At 72.1% G+C, this 17,391-nt stretch carries 11 protein-coding genes and 1 pseudogene; 2 read left to right on the top strand and 10 right to left on the bottom strand.

The genetic code is table 11. The annotated features are described in order from the left end of the window. Positions 1-8: 8 nt before the first annotated feature. The 3 genes from ACTMVF_RS32040 to ACTMVF_RS32030 form a co-directional block, all read right to left on the bottom strand. A complete protein-coding gene (locus tag ACTMVF_RS32040; protein WP_441274577.1) occupies positions 9-3,266 on the bottom strand; it encodes an NB-ARC domain-containing protein in 3,258 nt (1,085 codons plus the stop codon). 563 nt (positions 3,267-3,829) lie between these two features. Then, a complete protein-coding gene (locus ACTMVF_RS32035; RefSeq protein WP_441274576.1) occupies positions 3,830-5,155 on the bottom strand; it encodes a DUF6777 domain-containing protein in 1,326 nt (441 codons plus the stop codon). A gap of 29 nt (positions 5,156-5,184) precedes the next feature. Beyond that, positions 5,185-5,745: an LGFP repeat-containing protein gene (locus ACTMVF_RS32030; RefSeq protein WP_441274575.1), complete on the bottom strand. Its 561-nt coding sequence runs from the start codon at positions 5,743-5,745 to the stop codon at positions 5,185-5,187. Positions 5,746-5,946: 201 nt separating this feature from the next. On the opposite strand from ACTMVF_RS32030, the gene ACTMVF_RS32025 reads away from it, so the two are divergent. Together ACTMVF_RS32025 and ACTMVF_RS32020 are read left to right on the top strand one after the other, a co-directional pair. Continuing rightward, the gene (locus ACTMVF_RS32025) at positions 5,947-7,902 is read left to right on the top strand and encodes a histidine kinase (protein ID WP_441274574.1); all 1,956 of its coding nucleotides are present in this window, start codon (positions 5,947-5,949) and stop codon (positions 7,900-7,902) included. Continuing rightward, positions 7,890-8,534, top strand: coding sequence for a response regulator (locus tag ACTMVF_RS32020; protein ID WP_441274573.1), 645 nt, complete (start codon positions 7,890-7,892; stop codon positions 8,532-8,534). The genes ACTMVF_RS32025 and ACTMVF_RS32020 overlap by 13 nt, the downstream gene beginning before the upstream one ends. A 42-nt stretch (positions 8,535-8,576) precedes the next feature. On the opposite strand, the gene ACTMVF_RS32015 is transcribed toward ACTMVF_RS32020, so the two are convergent. The 7 genes and pseudogenes from ACTMVF_RS32015 to fdhD form a co-directional block, all read right to left on the bottom strand. Then, on the bottom strand, positions 8,577-11,630 hold the full coding sequence (locus ACTMVF_RS32015) for an AAA family ATPase (protein ID WP_441274572.1): 3,054 nt from the start codon (positions 11,628-11,630) through the stop codon (positions 8,577-8,579). Continuing rightward, positions 11,627-12,790, bottom strand: a complete 1,164-nt coding sequence (locus tag ACTMVF_RS32010) for an exonuclease SbcCD subunit D (RefSeq protein ID WP_441274571.1) — start codon at positions 12,788-12,790, stop codon at positions 11,627-11,629. Before ACTMVF_RS32010 ends, ACTMVF_RS32015 begins: the two co-directional genes overlap by 4 nt. 140 nt (positions 12,791-12,930) lie before the next feature. Continuing rightward, the gene (locus ACTMVF_RS32005; protein ID WP_441274570.1) at positions 12,931-13,557 is read right to left on the bottom strand and encodes a YigZ family protein; all 627 of its coding nucleotides are present in this window, start codon (positions 13,555-13,557) and stop codon (positions 12,931-12,933) included. A gap of 47 nt (positions 13,558-13,604) precedes the next feature. After that, the gene (locus ACTMVF_RS32000) at positions 13,605-14,147 is read right to left on the bottom strand and encodes a SixA phosphatase family protein (RefSeq protein WP_441274569.1); all 543 of its coding nucleotides are present in this window, start codon (positions 14,145-14,147) and stop codon (positions 13,605-13,607) included. Continuing rightward, positions 14,144-14,902 carry a hypothetical protein gene (locus ACTMVF_RS31995; protein ID WP_441274568.1) on the bottom strand — a complete coding sequence of 253 codons (759 nt, stop codon included), beginning with the start codon at positions 14,900-14,902 and terminating at the stop codon, positions 14,144-14,146. Before ACTMVF_RS31995 ends, ACTMVF_RS32000 begins: the two co-directional genes overlap by 4 nt. A gap of 228 nt (positions 14,903-15,130) precedes the next feature. Further along, positions 15,131-16,517: pseudogene (mshA, locus tag ACTMVF_RS31990) on the bottom strand (D-inositol-3-phosphate glycosyltransferase). Beyond that, on the bottom strand, positions 16,514-17,371 hold the full coding sequence (gene fdhD, locus ACTMVF_RS31985; protein ID WP_441274567.1) for a formate dehydrogenase accessory sulfurtransferase FdhD: 858 nt from the start codon (positions 17,369-17,371) through the stop codon (positions 16,514-16,516). The pseudogene mshA and the gene fdhD overlap by 4 nt, the downstream one beginning before the upstream one ends. Between the last annotated feature and the right edge of the window lie 20 nt (positions 17,372-17,391).

The raw sequence follows: 17,391 nt of genomic DNA, 5'->3' as shown, positions 1-17,391 counted from the left end.
GCCTCGGTTCACAACCGCTGGGCGTCATCCACTGCTCCCAATCGGTTGAGGGCCTCGCGCTGTGCGGCGCTGAGTCCGAGTGCGCCGGTGAGGTTCATGCGCTCGTAGGGGCGGTCGGGGACAAGCATCCCTCTGGACGTGCCGTCGCCGGTGTCCCACAGGCGGACCGTGCCGTCGATCCCGGCCGACACCAGCGTCGTGGTGCCGGCCAGGAAGTCGACCGAGGTCACTGCCCCTGGATGTCCTCGCAGGACGCGGACGCAGCGGCCCTCTTCGAGATCCCACACGTGGACACTGCGGTCCTCGCCGCCACTCGCTGCCAGAAGGCCTGTCGGGTCGACCGCCACGCACGTGACCCGGTTGCCGTGGCCGGCCAGTTGATGTACAAGGCCGGTGGAGATCAAGTCCCATACGTTGACGTACCCGTCGACACCTGCGGTGACGAGGCGCCGACAGTCGGACGTGACGGCGAGCGAGGTGACAGCACCGATGTGGCCGGCCAGCGTCGCCAGATGATCTCCTGTCTGCGCATCCCACAGTTTGACCTGCGCGCGGTGATCGTGCCCACCACTGACCAGCAGCCGGCCGTCCGAGGTGAAGCCCACGGCACCGACACTGGAGTCGTAGGCGTCGATGACCATGATCGACCGGCCGGTCGCGGTGTCCCACACCCGTATTTTGCTGTGGCCACCGCCACTCGCCAGGCGAGTGCCGTCCGCGCTGAAAGCGACATCCGCGACCCAGCTGGTATGCCCGTGCAGCACGTGCAGGCAATGTCCGCTTGCCACGTCCCAGACCCGCACGGTGCGGTCGTCGCCGGTGCTGGCCAGCAGACGCGCGTCCGGGCTGAACGCGAGGGCCTGCACCCAGTGCTGGTGTCCACGGAGCGCACGGGCACGGTGGGTGGGACGGGTCGTCCACAGCCGTATGTCGGTGTCGTCTCCGGCGCTGGCGATCAGTGAGTTGTCGGATGCGCACACCACGGCTCGCACCGGCTGTTCGTGACCGCGGACGACAGTCAGGCACTCGCCCCGCTCCGCGTCCCACACCCGTAGTGTCTGGTCGTCACCGCCGCTGACCAACTGCCGGCTGCCGGGCACGAACGCCGCGCCGGAGACTCCGAGTTCGTGACCGGTCAACACGTGCACCCTGCGTCCCGTGGTGATGTCCCACACGCGCACGGTGCGGTCTCCGCTCGCCGAGGCAAGCAGCCCGTCGTGGGCGCCGAAGGAGAGCGAGAGCACCCGGTCGGTGTGGGCCCGTAAGGTGTGCAGCGGGTGGCCGGTGTGCCAGTCCCAGATGCGGATGATGCCGTCGGCGCCGCCGGCGGCCACGTGCCGGCCGTCGGGTGACATCGCGACGCTTCGGAAACTGTCCGTCCGGTCCTCCAGGACCGTCAGGCATTCGCCGCCGGCGGTGTCCCAGATCCGGACCGTGCCATCCATGCTGCTCGTGGCCAGCACCGAGCCGTCCGGGCTGTACGCCACCCCGGTCACCCAGTTGCCGTGACCGGTCAGCACATGTATCTGATGTCCCGTCAATCCATGCCAGAGGCGGGCGGTGTTGTCGTGGCCCGCGCTGGCAATCAGTGGTTCCGTGGGGTGGCAGGCCACATCGACCACGGCCTCCGTATGGCCGTGGCAGATCTGGACGCACCGATGGGTACGCAGGTCCCACACGCGAATGGTGCGGTCCATGCTGGCGCTGACCAGAATCTCGTCCTGCCGCCCAAAAGCGACCGCCCACACAGCGCCGGCGTGTTCGTGCCAGGCGACGACGGGACGAGTTCCTGCCACCTGCCATACGCGCACATCCCCGCCGGCGGTCCCAGCGGCCACGAGGGTTCCGCCTGCTGACGCGGCCACGGCGCGAATCACGCCGAACGTGTCCGTGAAGACCGTGCGCTCGAACGAGGTGCGGCTGAAGTTCACGTCCCGCAGATCCACCCCGCGCAGATCCGCTTCCCGGACCGTCAGGTCGGAGAAGTCGAAGCGCGCGGGCGTCAGCCCCTGCTGGAGCGCGATCTGCAGAACATTCGCTGCGGTGTAGCCGACGGCCTGAACGCCACTGCCGTGCCGGACCGTCTCCAGGAGATCCGCGAGCAGACGCTCGATCTGCGCGTGCCCGACCGTGCCCGCCAACCGTTCGCACAAGGGGGTCAGCAGGACGCGAATCTGCGCCTCCCTGATGTACTGCTTGGCAGTGGCAAGCGTCAGCGCGTGCTCGGCCAGCAGGTCCGGTTCGCCGTTGACGATCTCGTGGAGGAGACCCTCCAGCACACGCTCCAGGACGAACTCGAGGATCACCGGCTGAGCGGTGAAGAAGCCGGGTCGTGCGCTCACCGCCATCGAGCGTCGGGTCAAGGACTCCAGGGCAGCGATGAGTTCCCGTCGAGTGACGGGAGGCACGACGTCACTCACGAGCTCCGTCAAGGAGACCGGCTCGCGGTGTATGGCGAACCAGTGCATGACAGCCCGCTCCAGGTCGGACATGCGTTCGAACTGCCCGCTGAGCAGGTGATGTGTGTCTCCGACGACACCCGTCTCTTCACGGAGGAAGGCATCCACATCACCCTGGAAAACCCTCAGCACGGTGTCGCAGGCGAGCTTCAGCTCCAGGGGGTTGCCCGAATAGACGTCTATGAGCCGTGACCAGGCCTCGGTCGGTGAGCCGAGTCCGCGATCGGTCATCAACTCACGTCCGGCGTCGGCCGTGAGACCGTCGAGGTTCATCACCCGCACCGGGCCGCTGCGCGACGCATGGCGCACCAGTTCCCTCGGCGTCTCGCGGCTCGTGAGGAGCAGGCAGCTGCTGTGCTCGCTGGTGGCCACCATCTCGAACAGCGCCCCGTAGTCGGCAAGCCCTGGCAGGTAGTTCCCCGCCACACCGCCGCTCTCGAACAGGGACTCGGCGTTGTCCAGGACGATCAGGCAGCGTCGACGCCTCATCAGGTCGCGTACCGCCAGCAGTCGTTCCTCATGCCCGGACGGCAGTTCCGTCTGATCACCGCCCGACGCATGACGGACGAATGCATGCAGGACATCGGAGAGTGGCTGTGCATTGAACAGTGAGCGCCAGACAACGCAGTCGAACCCGCGGGTCACCTCGGCCGCCACATGAGCCGCGAGGGTGGTCTTGCCCATCCCACCACGCCCCAGAATCGCGATGAGGCGGCAGCCGTCGTCGGCGAGCCAACGCCGCAAGATCTGGACTTCCGACGTACGGCCGAAGAGCACGGGGACGTTCGGAGCCTCCCGCAGATCCACCCGTTCCCGTCGATCAGGTTCGTCCAGGCCGGGCGGCAGCGCGCTCCGGGAACCCGGGTCGGCGGAAGCGGACGGACCGCCCGGTCGCGTACTCGAAGGGGCGGGCAAGGCCGTGGAGGATGCCCCGAGTGCTTGATAGAGCGTCAGTGCCGTGCCCAAGGCGGTCAGTACGGCCACTGGGGCCACCGCTGCCGCGCCCTGAACAATCCATACAACGGCAGCGCACGCGATCACCAGGAACGCGGTGATTCCCATCGCTCGGCGGCCGTGCGCGCTGCCGCGAAAGCGTCGACGTCCGCTCATTTCCGCCTCACTCCGTCCCAAGCCGCCCCCGTCGGCAGGCCACGTCGGCGAATCAGCTCCTATGGTGCCGACTGTCCCTGCCGGCTTCGCGGTGATTGTCGAAATCCACCGCGCGGGCAGGACCAGGCGTCCGGCGCGGGAGGTCGTCGCTTCCGGAGCAGCTGGTCAGGTACGCGGCGGCGGCCGGGGGCTGGTGCGGAGGTTCCGCTCCGCACCAGCCCCCGGCCGCTTCCGGCGCTCGTTTCACCACCCGACCCGGCTCAGCACTGGCTGAGTCCCCCCGCGGCCGGATCTTCCTGGAGCGCGGTGGCCGTGACCCAGCCGAACTCCCCCGACCTGAGGTTGAGTTGCACCCATATGTCACTTTCAGAGCCGTGGGCGTCGCTTGGCTCGCCGACGCCGTAGCAGGTCGCCGGATACTGGCCTCCCGCTGCGACGTGGCTGACCTGGGTGCTGGTGGAGGAAGGCGACTCGCGAACCGGTGCGTCCGCGAGGACGATCACCATGGTCGTACCGGTGTCCTCAGTGGGCGAGGGAGTCGGGGACGGCGACTCCGTCACCGCGGGCAGGTCCGCGTCCGGTGCCACAGTGAGCGTCACGACGGTGCCTTTGGCGACTTGCTCGGAGGCGGCCGGGTCCTGCCCGAGGACGGTGCCCAGGGCCGTGGCGGGGGCCGTGCCGGGGGCGGCGCTGCTGGAAGGCTCGTCGTTCGCCTGTACCCGGAGCCCCTGCGCCGAGAGGGTCTGCGTAGCCTCCTGGACGGACATGCCCGTCACCGTCGGAACGACGACCTCGGCGTCCTGGGTGCCGGGGTCGTCCGGAAGCGGTTCATCCCGCGTGCCATCGGTTCCGGGCACACGTACGATTCCGGCGTCCTTCTTGTCGACGTCGACCAGTTGATAGCTCTTCACCTCGTCCTTCACCTCCGGGCGCTCGACCTTGACGATCTTCTCGGGGGCGTACGACCGCCACTTCCTGCTCTTGCCCTTGAACGTCACGTCGACGCGGTCGACATCGTGCTCGAAAGCGTCGAGCGGGTTGCCGCAGCTGCACTGCACGACCGGCTGTCCGTACAGGTCGACCAAGACAGCGATGCCCGCTTCGAGCAGGGCGTCGAAAGGCACTGCCTTGCCCTTCTTGTAGTCGTGGTTCTTCACCAGGGTGTCGTTGCGCAGCACCACGGGCGTGAGCTTCTTCACGAAGCCCTCGATCTCGTCGATGCCTATGCCCTGCGCCCTGGCCCACTCCACGGCCTTCTCCCGGTGAGCGGGGTCCATGAGGAAACGGACGAGTTTGTTCTTGGCGCAGCCCTTGTTGGTCCGGGAGCCGCCGTACAAGCCGGGCTGGTCGCCCTTCTTCGCACCGCCCTCAAGAGCGAGGTCCCCGCCGACCAGTGCGTCTGTCCCCAGGCGGAGCGTCTCTCGGAAGAAGGGCGCGGCGGCCGGCGCTCCGCGGGCAACCGCCTTCACGGCCACCTTGGTCAACACGCCTGTGCAGGCGGTGGTCGTCAGGCCGAGAGAGATCGTGATGAGGATCGCCGCCAAGGCGACGGACGCACGGGTCCCCCGTACAGGTTTCATGGTCATCCCTCTTCTTGTGAGGCTGTGGCCTCGAGTCAGCGGGTGCTGGCCGAGAGCGTCCAGCCCTGGCGGCACGTCGATCCGAAGGTGCCGTCGTCGCAGCCCTCGACGATGAAGCGGTAGCTGCCCGTCGTGTGCTTCCGCACCCACGCGCGGCCAGAGGTGCCGCCGCGCAGTTCGCGCTGTTCTCCCCGGGGCTCGTAGGAGCTGTAGTAGCGCAGGAGGAAACGGTCGTAGCTGTACGGCGCGGTCGTTCCCCAGTCGGCGAAGGCGTAGCCGCGCCATTCCCAGGCGGCGATGACCATCCGCGTGCCCTGACCGGGTGACCAGGTGATCTGGCCGTTCTCGAAGGTCTGGCGCTTGCCCTTCCACACCCCGCCGACGGTGACGTTCTTCGTGGTGTTGATCGGGCATCCGAGCCAGCCGTTCGCGCCTCCGAGGTCCTGCCAGCGGTCGGCGATGTACTCGTTGCGGCTGATGGGCTCGCACACGTCCGCCGACGACGAGTCCGCGGCGGCGGGAACGGTGACGGTGAGCACGGCGGCGAGCGCGACAGCCGCGGCGGCGAGAGAGCGGCGGGCGGTGACAGTACGCATGGTGGTCTCCCAGCTGTGGGTGCGTGAAGGTCCCGGCGAAGGCCGGAGTCAAGGTCCGTCCGGCGGTCCACCCGTCCGAGTGGATGCCGGTCCCTGGACTGTCCCGGAGCAGCCGCTGTCACCGCATCCAAGCTGGCACGGGAGCAACTCTGCGTGTCAGCACGGATACCGAGGGCCCCGCTCCGCCTCTACCGTTGGGCCATGCCCTGGCCCCGTCGCCTCTCCCTGGCAACCGCCCTGCTGACCGCGGTGCTGCTCGTGGCGTGCTGCGCTCTGACGGCCGCCGCCTCGGCCGTCTCGGCCGGGGTCCTGTTCGGGCTGGTCTCGGCCGTGGTCGCGGGCGCGCTCTCTACCGGCCTCGGCGTGTTCGTCTCGCGCCGTCGCCCCGCCAACGTGGTGGGATTCCTGCTCACGTTCATCGGCCTGGTACCGCCGCTGGAAACCCTCCTCGACACCTACGCTCAGGTGAGCCTCACCCGCCCGCTGCCGGGTGCCGAGACGGTCCATCAGCTGTCCGCGGGGCTGTGGACACTCTGGTATGTGCCGGTTCTGCTGCTGATGCTGTTCTTCCCCGCCGGCCGACTGCCCCCGGGCCGTTTCCCGCAGTTGGTGCTGTACGGCGTTCTGGTCGTCACGCCCGTCTTCATCCTCCTGGCCGCCCTCGACCCGACCCCGTACGACCCGCCGTTCGAGGAGTTCGGGCATCCCCTGCCCACCCTGCCCGACTCCGTGATCTGGCTCCTGCTGCTGCCGCTGCTCGGGCTGTTCATGGCTCTGCTGGTCTCGTCGGCGCTGGTGATGCGCCACCGCTACCGCGCGTCCGACCCGGTCCAGCGGGCCCAGCTCAAATGGTTCGGGCTGGGTGTCGTGGCGCTGCCCGGCACGCTGTTGCTGTGCTGGGCCAACTACCTGCTGTTCGGCGAGCTCACCGCTCTGATGTGGGTGGGCCTGGCCGCGCTCGCTCTCGGTGTGCCCTCGCTCACCGCGCTCGCGATCCTGCACCACGACCTGTACGACGTGGACCGTGCCACGAGCGCCGTCGTGACGTGGGGCCTGGTGACCGCCGGGCTGCTCGCGGTCTACAGCGCCGCGTCCTTCACCGGCGGCCTGGCGCTGGGGCGGGGCAGTGCGGTGGTGACGGCCGGCGTGACGGCACTGGTCGCCGTTGTCCTCGTGCCGGCGAAGAACCGGGTGCGCCGGTGGGTGGACCGGCGGTTCTACCCCGTACGGCAGCGGGCGCTGGCGGCTGTCGCGGCGCTGGAGCGTGAGGTGCATGCCGGGCGGGCACGGCCCGAGCAACTGGAGGAAGTGCTGCGGGACGCGCTGCGCGAGCCCCGGCTGCGGGTCGGCTTTCTGCTGCCGGGCGGCACGCGATTCCATGACACGGTCGGCACACTGGTGGCGGGAGGTACCGAGGTACGGCTCGCCGGGCGCCCCATCGGGATCATCGACGGACCCTGCCCACGCGAGGTGGCCGCCGCCAGCGCGCTGCTCGTCGAGACCGTACGGTTGCGGCTCGAACTCCGCCAGGCCCTCAGCGAGGTGGAGGCCAGCCGCGGTCGGCTGCTGCGGACCGGATACCGCGAACGGCGCCGCCTGGAGCGGGACCTGCACGACGGTGCCCAGTCGCGGCTGGTCAGCCTCGGCATGGCGCTACGGCTCGCGCAGCGCCATCTCGACGACGGCAGCGTCGACGTCGACGGACTCCTCGACCAGGCCGTGGCCGAACTGGGTACGGCGGTCGCGGAGTTGCGTGAACTGGCGCACGGGCTGCGGCCCAGCTCCCTCGACGACGGGCTGGGCCCCGCCCTGGAGTCCCTGGCGATCCGCGCCCCGGTGCGGCTCGACTGGCGGCTCGACGGACGCGTGCTGCCCGACGACGTCGCCACCACCGCGTACTACGTCGCGAGCGAGGCCGTCACCAACGCCGTCAAGCATGCCGAGGCCACGAGCATCGGAGTCGTCGTCGGCGAGAACGGCGACGGGGCGCTGCGCGTGGTCATCCGCGACGACGGGCGCGGCGGGGCCGACCCCCGCGGGGGCTCGGGGCTCTCGGGGCTCAAGGACCGAGTCGGCGCGCTCGGCGGACTGCTGCACATCAGGAGCAGCCCCGGCGGCGGGACGACCGTGGAGGCGGTGCTGCCATGCGTATCGTGATCGGTGAGGACTCCGCACTGTTCCGGGAGGGCCTGGCACGGCTGCTCGCGGACGCCGGCCACGACATCGTCGCCCGCGCCGCCGACGCGCCCGCGCTCGTCGCCGCCGTCACCGAGAACCGCCCCGACCTGGCCGTGATCGACATTCGTATGCCGCCGGACCTGACCGACGACGGCGCCCGCGCCGCGCGGCGGATCCGGGAGGGCTTTCCCGAACTCGGCATCGTGCTGCTCTCGCAGCACATCGAGACGCGCAATGCCGTGGAACTGGTGGCCCAGGGCCGTTTCGGCTACCTCCTCAAGGACCGTGTCTTCGATGTCGAGGACTTCCTGGACGCTCTGCTCCGCGTCGCCGGGGGTGGCTCCGCCCTGGACCCGGAAGTCGTCGCCCGCATGATCGGCGCCCACCGCGACCCCCTCGCCGCGCTCACCCCCCGCGAGCTGGAAGTCCTGGCCCTGATGGCCGAAGGCCACACCAACCTGGGCGTCGCACGACGCCTGTGGCTGACCGAGCGGACCGTGGAGACCCATGTCGCCTCGATCATGGCGAAGCTGGGCCTCGGCATCGGTGCGGAACACAACCGCCGCGTCCTGGCAGTCCTCGCCTACCTCACGGCCCGAGGCGGCCGGTAGGCGTGGAGAGCGGCCGGTACGGGATGCTGTCGTTCACGAGCCTTACACACCCCGCTGCCGCAGCACCGACCCCGATCTCCCCTTGACGACCTCCAACTGTGCATGGATCCGCCGCCGCAGATCGGCGACATGGCTGACGATCCCGACGCTGCGGTCGCGCTCGCGCAGGGAGTCGAGGACGTCGAGCACCTCGTCGAGGGTCTGGTCGTCGAGGCTGCCGAAGCCCTCGTCGATGAAGAGGGTGTCGAGGCGGACCCCGCCGGCCTCGTCGGTGACGACGTCCGCGAGGCCGAGGGCCAGGGCGAGGGAGGCGAAGAACGTCTCGCCACCCGACAGCGTCGCCGTGTCCCGCTCGCGCCCGGTCCAGGCGTCGACGACATGCAGCCCGAGCCCGCTGCGGCCGCGGCCGGCCCGGTCGTCGGAGTGGACGAGGGTGTAGCGGCCGGACGACATGCGCTGCAACCGCACGGTCGCGGCGGCGGCGACCTGTTCGAGGCGGGCCGCGAGCACGTACGACTCCAGGCGCATCTTGCGTTCGTTGTCCGCCGAGGTGCCCGCGGTGAGAGACGCCAGGCGGGCCACGCGGTCGTACTCCTCGCGCAGCGGGGCGAGTTGGCGTACGGCGGCGGTCGCGCGCGCGGACAGCCGGTCGAGCTCGGTGCAGCGTCGGGCCGCCGCGTCGCGCGCGGAGGCGACGTCGCGGACGCGCTGCGCCGCCGCGGCGGCGGCCCCCTCCGCGGAAACGAGGTCGGCGGGCGGCTGCTCGGCGGCGGCCGCGGTGTCGGCCTCGGCGAGGACGGCGCGTACGGCGGCCTCCTCGGACTGCCAGGCGTCCAGTCGTCGTTGGAGCTCGCGGTGCGCGGCGTCGTCGAGGAGCGCGGCGGCCGCGGCCTGCGGGGTGTCGAAGCCCGCGCGGAAGGCGGCGTCGGCCAGGCGGGCGTCGGCGTCCTTGAGCCGCTGGGCGGTGTCCTCGGCGGCGCGCGCGGTGTCGGCGGCGTCGGTGAGCAGGGTGACCTGCCGCTCCAGCTGTGCGGCCCGCGCGGCCACGCTGTCGGCGGCGCCACGGGCTTGGTCCAACTCCGCTTCCAGGGCGCCCTTTTCGCGGTCCAGTCGCTCGCGGTGGCCGACCCGGGCGGCGGCGCGGACGGCGGCCTGCTGGTGGGCGGCGGTGCGCCGCTCGTGTTCCGCCTCGGCCCGTCGCAGCTCCTCGTGGACGGAGTGCAGCGCGGAGGCGTCCCTGCGGGCCTGGCTGAACAGCCGCTCCAACTTGTCGGCGGCTTCCGCGAGTTGACTTGTCGGCAGGTCACCGGCCTCGGCACTGGCGGCGGCGAGGGCTTCCCGTACGACGCCCAGGCGCCGTTCGTGCTCGGCGTGCCGTTCCTCTGCCTGCTGGTAGGCGACCAGCGCCTGCTCCTCGGCTTCCCGGTCGACGTGTCCGACGTCCTTGCGGGCGGGTGCGGGGTGGGTGGTGGCGCCGCAGACGGCGCAGGGTGCGCCGTCCTCGAGCTGCGCGGCGAGTTCGGCGGCGATGCCGTTCAGCCGCTGCTCCTTGACGTCCAGCCAGTGCGCCTTGGCCTTCAGCGCCGACTGCTGGGCGTCGGAGGCCTGCCGGGCGGCCGTTTCCGTGTCGCCGGCCAACTGGTCACGCATCCGTGCGGCGGCGAGCCGCTGGCGCGCGGGCTCGCGCTGCACGGCCAGTTGTTCGGCGCGGCTCGCGGCCTCCTGCGCGGACTCGATACGGGCGTGCAGTGTGGTCCGGGTCTCCTCCCACCCGGCGAGCCAGGCCTCCGCCTCCAGCCGGACGTCGTCGTCCGCCCGCTCCTGACGGTCCAGCTCCGCGCGCTCCGCGACGAGTTCGGCCAGCCGCTGCTCGCCGCGACGGGCCGACTCCAGCCCGCCCAGCTCCTCGGCGACCCGACGCGCGGCGGCGGCGAGCCCGGCGGCACCGGCGTCGGCGAGGGTGTCCGGCGTCCGGGCCCCGCCCCGGCCGCCGGTCGTGTCTCCGGCGTCCGTCTCACCGAAGGCGCCTCGCAGCAGCGCACGCGCGCGTGCCTCCGCCACGGCCGCCCGCCGGTGTTCGGCTTCGGTGGCCTCCCGCAGGTCCAGCGCCGGTGCCACGGCCTCGGCCTTGCGGGCCCGCTCCATGCGCGTCTGCGCCTCCCGGTGCGCGTCGGCCCGCTCCTGAAGCAACCGGGCGCGCTCGCGCGCTTCGGCGAACCGCCGCTGCAGTCGGGCCACTTCGCGTACGTCGGCCAGGGCGTGGTCGGCGGCGGCCTGGGCGGACTCGGCGGCCAGGAGGCGGCAGTGGGCGACGGTCAGCTGCTCACGGGCGGTGCTGCGGGCGACGGCGGCGGCGCCGAGGACGGCGTCGGCCAGGCCCGGCTCGCCCGGTGCGAGGTCGGGCAACGGCATGGCATCGCCCGCGGCCTGCTGCATCCGGTGGGCGTCGGCCAGCAGCGCGGCGTCGCCGTCCCGCACCTGGGCCTCGGCCGCTCGCCGGCGCTCGGCGAGGCGCTTTTCGACCTCGGCGAAGCGGTGGGTGTCGAAGAGGCGGCCCAGCAGCTTGCCGCGGGCCTCGGCGTCGGCGCGCAGGAAGCGGGCGAAGTCGCCCTGGGGCAGCAGCACGACCTGGCAGAACTGCTCGCGGCTCATGCCGAGCAGCTGGGTGACCTCCTCGCCGATCTCCTGGTGCGAGCGGCTGAGGTCCTTCCAGGTCCCGGCCTGTGGGTCGTACTCGCGCAGCCAGCTCTGCGCCTTGTCGAGCGTCGTACCCGAGCCGCGCTTCTTGGGGCGCTCCCAGGGCGGCTGTCGCGTAACCTCCAACCGGCGTCCGGCGACGGTGAGTTCGAGGCGGACCTCCGTGCGCGTGCCGGCCGCGGCGTGGTCGCTGCGCAGGGCCATGCCCTGGCCGCTCTGGCGGGCGCCCGGCACGGAGCCGTACAGCGCGTAGCAGACGGCGTCCAGGACGGAGGTCTTGCCTGCGCCGGTCGGTCCGTGCAGCAGGAAGAGCCCGGCCGCCGACAGCGCGTCGAAGTCGACGGTCTGCGAGCCGCCGAAGGGCCCGAAGGCCGTCACATCGAGGCGATGCAGCCTCATCGCGCCACCTCCCGCACGGTCTCGTCGGCCCGCACCGCGTCGAAGGCGTCCCGCAGCACGCCCTGTTCGTCCTCGTCAGGCCCGGCCCCGCGCACATGCGCGACGAAGTCCTCCGCGATCTCCTGCTCGCTGCGGCCCGCGAGCCGCTGCGCATAGGACACCTCGGGATCGTCCGGTGCCCGCTCGGGGTCGAAGACCAGGCTGAGCGTGTGCGGGAAGCGTTCGGCGAGGCGGGCCATGGGGTCCGCGGGGCGCACCGCGTCCGTGAGCGTCGCCTCGACCCACGCCTCCTCGTGCCGCGCGAGATCGGGATCGGCGAGCAGATCCTCCAGCGCCCCGCGGATCCGGGCCAGCGCACGTGGCACCGGGCAGTCGACGCGCTCGGCGGTGACCGCGCCGTCGGCGTCCAGGTCGACGAGCCACATGCTCTTGCGGTGGTCGGCCTCCGAGAAGGAGTACGGCAGCGGCGAGCCCGAGTAGCGGACGCGCTCGGTGATGGTCTGGCAGCCGTGCAGATGACCCAGCGCCGCGTAGTCGACGCCGTCGAAGACGCCGGCGGGTACCGCGGCCACCCCGCCGACGGTGATGTCCCGCTCGCTGTCGCTGGCCTCGCCCCCGGTGACGAAGGCGTGCGCGAGGACGACCGACCGCGTGCCACGCGCGCGTGTGGCGAGGTCGGCGCGCACCCGGTCCATGGCGGCGGCGAGCACGGCCTCGTGGCCGGGCCTGTCGACGCCGAACTCGTCCTTCACCAGGGCGGGTTCGAGATAGGGCAGGCCGTAGAAGGCCACGTCGCCGAAGTCGTCCTGGAGCACGACCGGTGTGCCGCACGCCGACGGGTCGGTCCGCAGATGGATGCCCGCACGCCCGATCAGCCCCGCGCCCACACCGAGCCGGCGGGCCGAGTCGTGGTTCCCGGAGATCATCACCGTCGGCACGCCGAGGTCGGCGAGCCGGTGCAGGGCGTCATCGAACAGCTCGACCGCGGCGAGCGGCGGCACCGCCCGGTCGTACACGTCTCCCGACACGACCACCGCGTCCACGCCGCGCTCGCGCACGGTCGTGACGAGATGGCCGATGAACTCGGACTGGGCGCCGAGCATGGTGACCCGGTGGAACGCCCGGCCGAGATGCCAGTCGGAAGTGTGCAGCAGCCTCATGATCCCCGAGACTAACGGCCGGGTCTGACAGCACGGGCGGTTACTCCCGTATCGCCCCGTCATGACAGGCTCGCCATATGCCCGTTACGGACATTTCACCCCTGCTGCCCGTCTGACCCGGCGCGGCTGTCGCCCGGCCGTCACGCGTCCCCGTACGCCTCTCCCCCGAGCTCGAACCCCGCCGTCCCCGCCGTCACATCCGCGAGCCACGCCCGGAACGCGTCCACATCGGCGTCCGGCAGACCGATCTCGATCGTGACCGCCTCCCCGTACCGCACGTCCCGCACCTCGCGGCCGGTCGACCTCAGGTCGTTCTGCACCTTGCCCGCGCGCTGGTGGTCGACGGTCACCGTGGCCAGCCGGAAGCGGCGCCGGGTGATCGTGCCGAGCGTGTCCAGGGCCTCGCCGACCGCTCCGCCGTACGCCCGGATCAGCCCGCCCGCGCCGAGCTTGACGCCGCCGTAGTAGCGGGTGACGACGGCGACGACGTACCGCATGTCGCGGCGCAGCAGCATCTGGAGCATGGGGACGCCGGCCGTGCCGCCCGGTTCGCCGTCGTCGCTGGCCTTCTGGATCGCGGCGTCGGCGCCGATGACGTAGGCCCAGCAGTTGTGGGTGGCGTCCGCGTACTCCTTGCGGCGGGCGGCGACGAAGGCCTGGGCCTCCTGTTCGGTGGCCGCCGGGGCGAGCGCACAGATGAAGCGTGAGCGGTTGACCTCGGTCTCGTGCACGCCCGCGTGGGCGACCGTGCGGTACTCGTCCTGCATCCGGCCAGCCTATGCGCAGCCCCTTCGGCCGCCCGCGCGGGAGGCACTCACGTCTTCTTGCCCCGCGCCACCATCACGCCCGTCAGCAGCGCCGTGCCGGGCGCGAGGGCCCGCCAGGTGGTGCCGTGCCAGGCCAGGACGGCGATGGCCGATGTGGGGAACTTCGTACGGACCCGGTCCAGGGCGTCGTCGAGACCGTCCCCGGCGAGTTCGAGGACGAGCTCCTCCAGGCCGGGGTTGTGCCCGACCAGCAGCAGCGTCTCGACCTCGGAGGGGACCTCCCGCACGACCTCCAGCAGGTCGGGGACGTCCGCCGCGTACAGCCGCGGCTCGTGGCGCACCGGCGGCGGCGTGCCCCACTGGGCGGCGGCCAGTTCCCAGGTTTCACGCGCGCGTACCGCGGTCGAGCACAGGGCGAGGTCCGGCAGACAGTCGGCCTCGGCCAGCGTCCGGCCCACGACCGGGGCGTCCCGGCGGCCGCGCGGGGCAAGTGGGCGTTCGTGGTCGGCGACACCGTCCGGCCAGGCGGACTTGGCGTGCCGCAGGACGACCAGACGGCGCAGCGGGCCCGCTCCGATGCGCGCGCTCATGCCGGGGTTCCCAGGTCGCGGGTCAGTTCGAGGCCGAGGAGGCGGTCGGCGTAGGCGTACGTCTCGAAGCGGGCGCCCTCCGGCAGGTCCGGCGAGGTCTCCACCCGGCGCAGGACTCCCAGCACCCCGGGCACGTCGAGGTCGTCCTCCCAGGCGGTGCGGAGGTCGGCCCGCACCTCGTCGGGGATGGGCCGCGACGGCCCCTGCGCCCAGGCGGCGACGGCAGCGCGCCAGCGCACGAGCGTGTCGTGGGCGTCGGTGAGTGCGGCCATGTCGAGCCGTACGGGCACGCCGGTGCGCCGGGAGAGCAGCGCGAGACGCAGGGCGGCGGGGTCGGCCTCCTCGGGAGGCGCCTGCGCGTGCACGGGCGCGACGGCGACCCGTACTCCGTCGGGCTCCGGGCCTGCCTCCCGCACGACGTGGATGACCTGTGCCTCGCCCAGTCCCGACGCGGCGTCCCGGCCGTCCTCGAAGGGCCGGATGCCGAGCGCCGCGGCCCCGGCCCGCAGCTCCGCCTGCTGCCGCTCCTCGTCGAGCAGCGCCCAGACCGGAGTACCGCCGAGTTCCAGGGCACGGACGAGGAGATCGGCGACCAGCAGGATCCGCAGGGCGGTGATGTCGAAGCCTTCCGTATGCGCCTCGATCCGGGTCAGGCCCCGGCGGGCGGGGGCGGCGTCGACAGGCTCGCCGGTTCGGGCGTCGGTGATGCGCAGCACGGAGCGAGCGTAGGCGGACGGACCGCCGTGCGCAGCCATCCGGCCCGCTTTCCGGACATCGTGGCGGACCTCGCGGCTACCGTGAGTTCGCTGGTCATCCATGGTTGTACGGCCCACTCACCCGCGGGTACGGGCCGCCCACGCGCGCGTAGCGCCCACTCACGCGCCCGGCGCGCATGTCGTACCCCGGCATCGCCACCCCCTGCCGTGCGGACTGCCCGCACGGTACTGCGCAGCGGCCCGCCCGGACAGCAGTTCGGGCCGCGGCTACTGGAGTTGTCCCTCGCCGACCGTGCGGGAAGCGCGGCCTCGCCGCAGCAGGGCCGCCGTGTAGACGTCCGCCGTCGCCGTCGCGGCCGTGGCCCAGCCGAAGGACCGGGCGTGCCGGACCGCGACCTCGCTCATCCGGGCCGAGCGGGCCGGGTCGTCGACGAAGCCGTAGAGCGCCCGCGCGTAGTCCGCCGGGTCGTGCCCGGGTACGAGAACGCCGCTCACGCCGTCTCGTACGGCCACCGGCAGCCCGCCGACCTTGGCGGCGATCACCGGGGTGCCGCAGGCCTGTGCCTCGACGGCCACCAGTCCGAAGGACTCACTGTGGGACGGCATGACCAGGACGGAGGCCGCCCGATACCAATCGGCGAGCCGGTCCTGCCCGACCGGCGGCCGGAACAGCACGACGTCACCGATGCCGAGCCGGGCCGCCAGCTTCTGCAGCCCCTCCGGCTTGGCCAGGCCGCTGCCGCTGGGCCCGCCCACGACCGGCACCACGATCCGCTCCCGCAGCCACGGCCGCTCCGCCAGCAGCCGGGCCACCGCGCGCAGCAGGACATCGGGCGCCTTCAGCGGCTGTATGCGCCCTACGAACAGCGGGATCAGCGCGTCCTGCGGGAGGCCGAGGCGGGACCGGGCGGCGGCACGTCCGGCCTCGACACCCCGGGCGTCGGGGCGGAAGCACTCGAGGTTGACACCGGGATGGACGACGGCGACCCGGGCGGTGTCGGCGTCGTAGTGACGGAGAAGTTCGTCCGCCTCCTTGTCGGTGTTGGCTATCAACCGGTCGGCGGCCCGTACGACTTGGGTCTCGCCGAGCACACGGGCGGCGGGCTCGGGGGGGGTCGCCGTCGGCCAGGTTGGCGTTCTTGACCTTGGCCATGGTGTGCATGGCGTGGACGAGCGGGACGCCCCAGCGCTCGGCGGCGAGCCGGCCGACGTGGCCGGAGAGCCAGTAGTGGGAGTGGACGAGGTCGTAGTGGCCTGGACGGTGGTCGGCCCAGGCCTGCGTGACGCCGTGCGTGAAGGCGCAGAGCTGCGCCGGGAGGTCCTCCTTGGCCAGGCCTTCGTAGGGTCCGGCGGCCACGTGCCGTACGAGGACCCCGGGCGCGAGTTCGACGGTGGGCGGGAGTGCGGCGGAGGTGGCCCGGGTGAAGATCTCCACCTCGATGTCGATGGCGGCGAGGCGCTTGGCCAGTTCGACGATGTAGACGTTCATGCCGCCCGCGTCGCCGGTTCCGGGCTGGTGCAGCGGCGAGGTGTGCACGCTGAGCATGGCGACGCGGCGGGGGCGGTCGTGGGCGCCGGGGCGCCGCGGGCGGGGCGGGGCGACGAGAGTGCTGCCGTGGGTGCGGCTGCGCTGGATCCCCTCGAGCCGGGTCACGTATCGGCCCCTGCCGTTGCCCGCGCACGCAGGTCGAGGCGCTGCTCGCCCGCGTACACGTTCATGGAACTGCCACGCAGGAAGCCGACGAGGGTGAGCCCCGTCTCCGCCGCCAGGTCCACGGCGAGGGAGGACGGCGCCGAGACCGCCGCCAGCACCGGGATGCCCGCCATGACCGCCTTCTGCGCCAGCTCGAAGGACGCCCGCCCGGACACGAGCAGGATGGCGTGGGACAGCGGCAGTTCGCCGTTCCGCAGCGCGCGGCCGATCAGCTTGTCGACGGCGTTGTGCCGGCCGACGTCCTCGCGCAGGTCGAGGAGCTCGCCCTCGGGCGAGAACAGCGCGGCGGCGTGCAGACCGCCCGTGCGGTCGAACACCCGCTGCGCCGCCCGGAGTTGACCGGGCAGCTCGGCCAGCAGTTCCGGGGTGACCCGGACCGGGGGTGTATCGGCGATCGGCCAGCGTGCCGTGGTGCGTACGGCGTCCAGGCTGGCCTTTCCGCACAGGCCGCACGACGATGTGGTGTACACGTTGCGTTCGAGCGTGATGTCGGGCAGCGGTACGCCGGGGGCGAGTTGCACGTCGACGACGTTGTACGTGTTCGAGCCGTCCTGGGTGGCGCCCGCGCAGTACACGATGTTCGCCACGTCCTCGGCGCGGCTCACGACGCCCTCGCTGACCAGGAAGCCGGCGGCGAGCGCGAAGTCGTCCCCGGGAGTGCGCATGGTGATCGCCAGGGGCTTGCCGCCGAGCCGGATCTCCAGTGGCTCCTCCGCCACCAGCGTGTCCGGGCGCGTGTTCAGCGCGCCGTCCCGGATGCGCACCACGCGCCGTCGCTCGGTGACCCGTCCCATGGCCTCACTCCCAGTTCTGT

The organism is Streptomyces sp. SD31, assembly GCF_052068475.1.
GTDB lineage: Bacteria > Actinomycetota > Actinomycetes > Streptomycetales > Streptomycetaceae > Streptomyces.
The sequence above is the reverse complement of the archived record's forward strand: the minus strand, read 5'-3'. Positions and strand labels throughout refer to the sequence as shown.